The organism is Zhongshania marina (assembly GCF_002915595.1).
Taxonomy (GTDB): Bacteria; Pseudomonadota; Gammaproteobacteria; order Pseudomonadales; family Spongiibacteraceae; genus Spongiibacter; species Spongiibacter marinus_B.
In genome coordinates this window covers 1-7,515 of record NZ_PQGG01000001.1, presented here as the reverse complement: position 1 = coordinate 7,515, position 7,515 = coordinate 1, and the positions used below count along the sequence as shown (strand labels likewise).

The 7,515-nt window shown below is 48.9% G+C and carries 11 protein-coding genes; 5 read left to right on the top strand and 6 right to left on the bottom strand.

Going from position 1 to position 7,515, the window contains the following annotated elements; genetic code table 11:
• Positions 1 to 177 precede the first annotated feature (177 nt).
• The 3 genes from tnpC (C0068_RS00050) to tnpA (C0068_RS00040) are packed head-to-tail and all read right to left on the bottom strand — an operon-like array spanning position 178 to position 2,405.
• On the bottom strand, positions 178 to 1,725 hold the full coding sequence (tnpC, locus tag C0068_RS00050; protein WP_103682443.1) for an IS66 family transposase: 1,548 nt from the start codon (positions 1,723 to 1,725) through the stop codon (positions 178 to 180).
• A gap of 24 nt (positions 1,726 to 1,749) precedes the next feature.
• Positions 1,750 to 2,106 (bottom strand): IS66 family insertion sequence element accessory protein TnpB, encoded by a 357-nt coding sequence (gene tnpB / locus C0068_RS00045; protein WP_103682444.1) that lies wholly within the window; start codon positions 2,104 to 2,106, stop codon positions 1,750 to 1,752.
• Positions 2,106 to 2,405: an IS66 family insertion sequence element accessory protein TnpA gene (gene tnpA / locus C0068_RS00040; protein ID WP_103682445.1), complete on the bottom strand. Its 300-nt coding sequence runs from the start codon at positions 2,403 to 2,405 to the stop codon at positions 2,106 to 2,108. The genes tnpB (C0068_RS00045) and tnpA (C0068_RS00040) overlap by 1 nt, the downstream gene beginning before the upstream one ends.
• Before the next feature lie 55 nt (positions 2,406 to 2,460).
• Between tnpA (C0068_RS00040) and C0068_RS00035 the strand changes: the two genes are divergently transcribed.
• A complete protein-coding gene (locus C0068_RS00035; RefSeq protein WP_103682449.1) occupies positions 2,461 to 3,507 on the top strand; it encodes a site-specific integrase in 1,047 nt (348 codons plus the stop codon).
• Positions 3,491 to 3,886 (top strand): TetR family transcriptional regulator, encoded by a 396-nt coding sequence (locus C0068_RS00030; RefSeq protein WP_103682448.1) that lies wholly within the window; start codon positions 3,491 to 3,493, stop codon positions 3,884 to 3,886. The genes C0068_RS00035 and C0068_RS00030 overlap by 17 nt, the downstream gene beginning before the upstream one ends.
• Before the next feature lie 80 nt (positions 3,887 to 3,966).
• Here the strand turns inward: C0068_RS00030 and C0068_RS19925 are convergent, their stop codons facing one another.
• From C0068_RS19925 to C0068_RS00020, 3 genes are all read right to left on the bottom strand, one after another.
• Entirely contained in the window at positions 3,967 to 4,089 is a 123-nt protein-coding gene (locus tag C0068_RS19925; protein ID WP_491522694.1) for a VspR family transcription factor, read from the bottom strand.
• Positions 4,090 to 4,251: 162 nt separating this feature from the next.
• Positions 4,252 to 4,605, bottom strand: coding sequence for an IS66 family insertion sequence element accessory protein TnpB (tnpB, locus tag C0068_RS00025; RefSeq protein WP_199176068.1), 354 nt, complete (start codon positions 4,603 to 4,605; stop codon positions 4,252 to 4,254).
• Positions 4,584 to 4,946, bottom strand: coding sequence for a transposase (locus C0068_RS00020; protein WP_103682446.1), 363 nt, complete (start codon positions 4,944 to 4,946; stop codon positions 4,584 to 4,586). The genes tnpB (C0068_RS00025) and C0068_RS00020 overlap by 22 nt, the downstream gene beginning before the upstream one ends.
• A 164-nt stretch (positions 4,947 to 5,110) precedes the next feature.
• Here C0068_RS00020 and tnpA (C0068_RS00015) point away from each other — a divergent pair, with 164 nt between their 5' ends.
• Genes tnpA (C0068_RS00015) through tnpC (C0068_RS00005) form a run of 3 tightly spaced genes read left to right on the top strand, consistent with a single transcriptional unit; the run spans position 5,111 to position 7,338 of the window.
• Entirely contained in the window at positions 5,111 to 5,410 is a 300-nt protein-coding gene (gene tnpA / locus C0068_RS00015; RefSeq protein WP_103682445.1) for an IS66 family insertion sequence element accessory protein TnpA, read from the top strand.
• Positions 5,410 to 5,766 (top strand): IS66 family insertion sequence element accessory protein TnpB, encoded by a 357-nt coding sequence (gene tnpB, locus C0068_RS00010; protein ID WP_103682444.1) that lies wholly within the window; start codon positions 5,410 to 5,412, stop codon positions 5,764 to 5,766. Before tnpA (C0068_RS00015) ends, tnpB (C0068_RS00010) begins: the two co-directional genes overlap by 1 nt.
• A 24-nt stretch (positions 5,767 to 5,790) precedes the next feature.
• Positions 5,791 to 7,338 (top strand): IS66 family transposase, encoded by a 1,548-nt coding sequence (gene tnpC, locus C0068_RS00005; RefSeq protein ID WP_103682443.1) that lies wholly within the window; start codon positions 5,791 to 5,793, stop codon positions 7,336 to 7,338.
• Positions 7,339 to 7,515 lie beyond the last annotated feature (177 nt).

Genomic DNA, 7,515 nt, shown 5'->3' with positions numbered 1-7,515 from the left:
GTAAGCGCTCAACAAACCCCGCCCAATTAATTATTTGCAAACTCAGATAATGCACCTATAGTTTTCTACAGGCTCTGGATGAGTCTACAGCATGGAAGGTAATCTCAAGGATGAGGGGCAGCAAGGGATTGGATGGCGTTGCCAAGAAGGCGACTGCCTTCCTGCTACTTTTCTGTATTAGGCGTTTGCCCACGGCAACAATGCCTGTAATTCTTCGGTTGTTGTCATACTTGGTAATTGATTAAAGACTTTGCACAAATACACGTAAGGCTCAAGGCCATTGGCTTTTGCCGTTTCGATTAAACTATAAATAGCGGCGCTGGTATGAGCACCTCTAGGCGTTGCGCTAAACAGCCAGTTCTTGCGACCTATAACAAAAGGCCGGATGGCATTCTCGGCAAGGTTGTTATCAATATTCACGTCACCATCTTCCGTGTATCGAATCAACTTTTCCCAATTTTTATTGAGATAACCCAGTGCGGTACCCAGCAGGCCTTTGGGCAAGGTACTGTGTAAAGTTTTGTCCAACCACTCCCTAAGGGCATTGAGGATCGGAACGCTTTTGTCTTGTCGCAGCTGGTGACGGGCTTCGCTGCTCGCGTCCTTCGCCTGCTTTTCGATAGCATACAGCTTGGCAATATAGTTAATGGCCACATCGGCCTTGCCGGTGCGGGTAGTCTTTTTGTCTTTGGAGATAGCCGCCTTTTGGGCATCAATGAATTTACGGCGTGCGTGTGCCCAGCACCCCACATGGCTAATATCTTCTTGGCGGCCGACGGCATGGTAGCCTGCATAGTCATCGGTTTGCAGATAACCACTAAAACCCGTGAGTAAGTTCTTCGCCACGCTGCCAGCGCGACTCGGCGCATAGTCATACAACACGATGGGGTGATCTGGGGCGCCACTACGCCTGACCCACATATACGATTGGCTACTCGCGGGCCTGTCCGGTTCGTTTAATACCTGAAGCGGCGTTTCGTCGCACTGGATGATTTTGCCTCGGCGAAGCTCGTGATCAAGCTGGGTGATGAGTGGCGCGATCAATTCGCCGCTGCGCATCATCCAATTCGCGAGGGTGTTGCGGGGGATATCAATTTCCATCCGTTTGAAGATGGCTTCTTGGCGGTGCAGCGGCAGCGCATCTTGGTATTTCGCGGTAGCGATATACGCCAGTAGGCCTGGGCTCGCATTGCTCTTTGGAATGGGCTGTGCGGGTAATGCGGCGGTACATACTGTCGACTCACACGCTTTGCAGGCGTATTTCAGTCGGGCGTGTACTAAGACTTGGACGGTTGCGGGAATGATATCCAACTGCTCGCTGGTGTCTTCGCCAATATGCGTTAGCGCACAACCGCAGTCACAGACTTTCTCTACATCAGACAGGTCATGTTCGATACGGACGCGAGGCAAGTCAGCAGGCAACGATTTACGACCACGAGATTTGCGACGCTCGTATTGGATCGTTTCGGTTTCGGCGTCATCCGTGTTTTCGCTAAGGTCGTCTTCAGAAGCAGGCTCAGCCGCTTCGGCTTCATTAAACAGCTCGGCCTGTTCGTCCGACTTCTCGCTACTGGCCGCAAAGCGTTTATGCCTGAGTAAACGCACTTGCTCTTCGAGTAACGAGATGCGTTTATCCTTCTCATTGAGGCGAAGTTCTTTCTCAAACAGCAAAGCTTTGAGTGCAGAAATATCATCGGGAAGTGTGTTGGTGGGAGGCGGTGTCATGCTGTGTATTATATCAAAAGTGAGTCAGCTAACCGAATCAAAATACAAGGTTTCATGCGGTTTATTGCGCCAAATATCCAAGCCATCAAGCAAAAAGTTTAAGTCGCGACCATCGCGTAATTCATAGCCGGATTCGCATTGGCGAGGCCATTTAAAGCGCTGCTTTTCTAGGCGCTTATACCAGACCACAAAACCGTTTCGCTCCCAATACAGAAGTTTGATTTTATCCCGGCCACGATTACAAAATACAAATAGCACCTCCATCATCGGCGAGAGCGCCAGCTCGGTTTCAACCAGCGCGGCCAATCCGTTGATGGACTTGCGCATATCCACCGGAGCCATGTACAAATAGACCTCAACATGGGAGGTCGGCCGCAGCATCAGTTCGACTCCCGCAGGATATGTAGTACCACGGGCAAGACAACAGGCAAATCGTTGGCGGATAATTCCAATCGAACGCCCAGCGGCAAATTCATGATCATACGAGATGAGGTCGGCATACCGCCCAGCTTCATTAATTTCGCAGCCGGTTCTTTTGCGGGGCTCAGCCGATTACGCCAATAAGCAAAGTTGTGAAACTTGATCTCATGCTGCTTGCAATACGCAGCTTGAGATAGGTTGCTGCCTTGCCAAGCAGAGACGTGGTCTTGCCAGAATTGTGTTTTGTTGATTGTGTTCATGGACGACTCCTCAGCTTAAAACTGAAGAGTAAATCTACCGCGACGAAATTATTAGATGGGGTTTATTGAGCGCTTACTTATTTTGGGGACGACCGGAATTCGCGTGCATGAACTGTGTGAAATAGAAGCTGACAACCACTACAGCAAATTAGATGAATATGGTGAGCGCTACTATTTTATCGTTTCGAGGTCATTGAAAACAGGTTACCAGTTGACGTCATGGCTTTGCCCAGAAATAGCAATACGCGCTTTAGACGTGATTACCTGTCTATCAGCCCCGTTGAGAGATGCACTGGATAAACAGCAAAAAGAAGCGGTCAGCCGAGGTGATCATATAACAGCTGAACGAGCTGAACGCGTTAGACGATCCTGTCTACTCACAAAAAATAAAGACTCATATAATACCATTGACGTTCAAGATGGACGCACGATAAATAGCCGATTGAGGCGGCTCGTGAAAGCAGCTGGAGCTGACTGGCACTATTCTAGCCACCAATCAAGACGAACCTTTGCGCATTTTGTGGCACATAACCAATTGGGCGATCTTCGCTATCTAAGAGACCATTACAAACATTGGTCGCTAGATATGACAAGCCTTTACGCTCTTGATGAGGCTCTTGATTTAGAACTGTTTACCGAGATAAATAATTCCTATAAAGAGGTGGGAATGAACATTTTAGAACATTGGCTGAACGATAACACTCCGATTACAGGTGGACTTAAAACCAGAATTATTGCACTTCGCAATAAAGAAGATACCGTCAAAACGTATGGCAGTCGTAAAGAAATGATAGAAATTGTAAGCGATAGCATTATCGTAAGGTCAACGGGCATAGCCTGGTGCACTAATGATAGTTTTGGCTGCAGCGGGGGGCAATGCGAAGATTGCAATCATAGCATTATAGATGATTCACGCCAGTATCACTGGGAAGCGATCTACGCTCAGCAATTGGAGCTCAGGGCCATTTCGGACCAAGTAGGACCAGGAGGTTCGGCGACTATCGAGCGCACCATAATTCGCTGCGAAAAGGTCCTATCTGAACTAGGAGCCGACATAAATGAAATCAAGAAACGGATTACTGAGCATGCCAAAAAAAATTGATACTAATAATAAAATTAGAAGGGCCATTGTCCGTATCGAGAATGGAAAACCTAAAATTATTTCAGCAGACCGAAAAATGTCTATAAAAGCAGTAGCGGAAGAAGCTGGCGTAAGCGATAGCTTAATCCACAAAGACTACCCGACATTACTGGAACGGATAAAAAAAAATCAAGGTAAGGAAATTCGGGCAGAGAAGAAAAGAAAGCACGACGCACTGAATGCAGAAAGGGAAAAAAACCAAGCACTTCGACAAGAAAACAAGGAACTTAAATATCAAGTAGTTGAGTTGGCGAGCATCAACGCGCGGCTTGAGCTTGAGCTGAGCACACTACGATCAATCCAAAAAAGTAATAATATTAGTAAGTTTCGAGATGAATAAACGAATTTCTATTTTCAAATTTATGTTATTCGATCGAAAGCCTTTGGTAACTGTAGGCAAAACTGTGCAGCAGCCTATCCTTAGATGTAGAAGTCTCGTAAGCGCTCAACAGCCCTGAAGTGCCCAATAAATTTTGAGCTGCGCTCTCTAGCTGACTCAAGTGACTCTTTCAATTTCGTCCGTAACTCGGGAATCTCAGTCATTAATAGATTATCGTTCGACCTCACCCATACGTAAGCGGTAAGCGGTCAAGTAACCCCATCTAATAATTTTTCTACCACGGCTTTACTCTTCAGCTTTTAACTGAGGAGTCATCCATGAGCACCATCAACAAAGCCCAATTCTGGCAAGACCACGTCTCGAGATTACAGCACCGAGATGGTGGCTGCGCCACCAGCGTGTTGCCAGGGCAAACCGACGACGAGCGCTTGCAGCTGTTCCTTATCTAGCGCGATGGCCCGCCCTTCACGCAGCGCGCACCAACTAAATTTACCCTTGTGCAATCGGCGGGCCGCTAGCCACAAACCAAAGCCATCGTGCACCAATACCTTCATCCGATTGGCGCGCTTGTTGGCAAAAAGGTAGGCGCAATGGGGGCGTGCTTCGCCGAAGCTTTGCACCACGCGCGCCAAAGTGGTATCTGGCCCTGCGCGCATATCTAAAGGTTCTCGCGCTAACCAAATCTCGTCGATGCGAATCATGACAGGGATTTCAGCCAAGAAGCTAAATCGGCAAGTTCAGCCATTGGCCAGTGGATCGTGACAGGGCCAAGGGTGCTGCTTAGTTCGACTTTTAGTGTGGCATCAGGGCCTGAGGTGCTCAATGCCCTAGCGGGAATTCGCGGCGCAACTTTAATAAAGTCATCACAGCCAGCCGCCTTCGATTCAAGCTGGCGCCGCCATTTATGCACGAGATTGGCATTGATTTTAAACTGCTGCGCCACGCGTGCCACAGAAGTATCTGGCGCATAACTCGCCGCCACAACTTGCTCCTTAAATTCGGGTGAATGTTTGCGGCGAGGTGGCGTGGCTGGCGCGGGAAGTAATCCTTGAGTATCCATTGTTGGTGTCCACTTAGTATGAGGTGGACACCAAGACTACTATCTTAAAATTGGATGGGAAGGTGAGTTCGCCGGACGGTTACGAAAGTAAGCGCTCAATAAACCCCATCTAATAATTTCGTCGCGGTAGATTTACTCTTCAGTTTTAAGCTGAGGAGTCGTCCATGAACACAATCAACAAAACACAATTCTGGCAAGACCACGTCTCTGCTTGGCAAGGCAGCAACCTATCTCAAGCTGCGTATTGCAAGCAGCATGAGATCAAGTTTCACAACTTTGCTTATTGGCGTAATCGGCTGAGCCCCGCAAAAGAACCGGCTGCGAAATTAATGAAGCTGGGCGGTATGCCGACCTCATCTCGTATGATCATGAATTTGCCGCTGGGCGTTCGATTGGAATTATCCGCCAACGATTTGCCTGTTGTCTTGCCCGTGGTACTACATATCCTGCGGGAGTCGAACTGATGCTGCGGCCGACCTCCCATGTTGAGGTCTATTTGTACATGGCTCCGGTGGATATGCGCAAGTCCATCAACGGATTGGCCGCGCTGGTTGAAACCGAGCTGGCGCTCTCGCCGATGATGGAGGTGCTATTTGTATTTTGTAATCGTGGCCGGGATAAAATCAAACTTCTGTATTGGGAGCGAAACGGTTTTGTGGTCTGGTATAAGCGCCTAGAAAAGCAGCGCTTTAAATGGCCTCGCCAATGCGAATCCGGCTATGAATTACGCGATGGTCGCGACTTAAACTTTTTGCTTGATGGCTTGGATATTTGGCGCAATAAACCGCATGAAACCTTGTATTTTGATTCGGTTAGCTGACTCACTTTTGATATAATACACAGCATGACACCGCCTCCCACCAACACACTTCCCGATGATATTTCTGCACTCAAAGCTTTGCTGTTTGAGAAAGAACTTCGCCTCAATGAGAAGGATAAACGCATCTCGTTACTCGAAGAGCAAGTGCGTTTACTCAGGCATAAACGCTTTGCGGCCAGTAGCGAGAAGTCGGACGAACAGGCCGAGCTGTTTAATGAAGCCGAAGCGGCTGAGCCTGCTTCTGAAGACGACCTTAGCGAAAACACGGATGACGCCGAAACCGAAACGATCCAATACGAGCGTCGCAAATCTCGTGGTCGTAAATCGTTGCCTGCTGACTTGCCTCGCGTCCGTATCGAACATGACCTGTCTGATGTAGAGAAAGTCTGTGACTGCGGTTGTGCGCTAACGCATATTGGCGAAGACACCAGCGAGCAGTTGGATATCATTCCCGCAACCGTCCAAGTCTTAGTACACGCCCGACTGAAATACGCCTGCAAAGCGTGTGAGTCGACAGTATGTACCGCCGCATTACCCGCACAGCCCATTCCAAAGAGCAATGCGAGCCCAGGCCTACTGGCGTATATCGCTACCGCGAAATACCAAGATGCGCTGCCGCTGCACCGCCAAGAAGCCATCTTCAAACGGATGGAAATTGATATCCCCCGCAACACCCTCGCGAATTGGATGATGCGCAGCGGCGAATTGATCGCGCCACTCATCACCCAGCTTGATCACGAGCTTCGCCGAGGCAAAATCATCCAGTGCGACGAAACGCCGCTTCAGGTATTAAACGAACCGGACAGGCCCGCGAGTAGCCAATCGTATATGTGGGTCAGGCGTAGTGGCGCCCCAGATCACCCCATCGTGTTGTATGACTATGCGCCGAGTCGCGCTGGCAGCGTGGCGAAGAACTTACTCACGGGTTTTAGTGGTTATCTGCAAACCGATGACTATGCAGGCTACCATGCCGTCGGCCGCCAAGAAGATATTAGCCATGTGGGGTGCTGGGCACACGCACGCCGTAAATTCATTGATGCCCAAAAGGCGGCTATCTCCAAAGACAAAAAGACTACCCGCACCGGCAAGGCCGATGTGGCCATTAACTATATTGCCAAGCTGTATGCTATCGAAAAGCAGGCGAAGGACGCGAGCAGCGAAGCCCGTCACCAGCTGCGACAAGACAAAAGCGTTCCGATCCTCAATGCCCTTAGGGAGTGGTTGGACAAAACTTTACACAGTACCTTGCCCAAAGGCCTGCTGGGTACCGCACTGGGTTATCTCAATAAAAATTGGGAAAAGTTGATTCGATACACGGAAGATGGTGACGTGAATATTGATAACAACCTTGCCGAGAATGCCATCCGGCCTTTTGTTATAGGTCGCAAGAACTGGCTGTTTAGCGCAACGCCTAGAGGTGCTCATACCAGCGCCGCTATTTATAGTTTAATCGAAACGGCAAAAGCCAATGGCCTTGAGCCTTACGTGTATTTGTGCAAAGTCTTTAATCAATTACCAAGTATGACAACAACCGAAGAATTACAGGCATTGTTGCCGTGGGCAAACGCCTAATACAGAAAAGTAGCAGGAAGGCAGTCGCCTTCTTGGCAACGCCATCCAATCCCTTGCTGCCCCTCATCCTTGAGATTACCTTCCATGCTGTAGACTCATCCAGAGCCTGTAGAAAACTATAGGTGCATTATCTGAGTTTGCAAATAATTAATTGGGCGGGGTTTGTTGAGCGCTTAC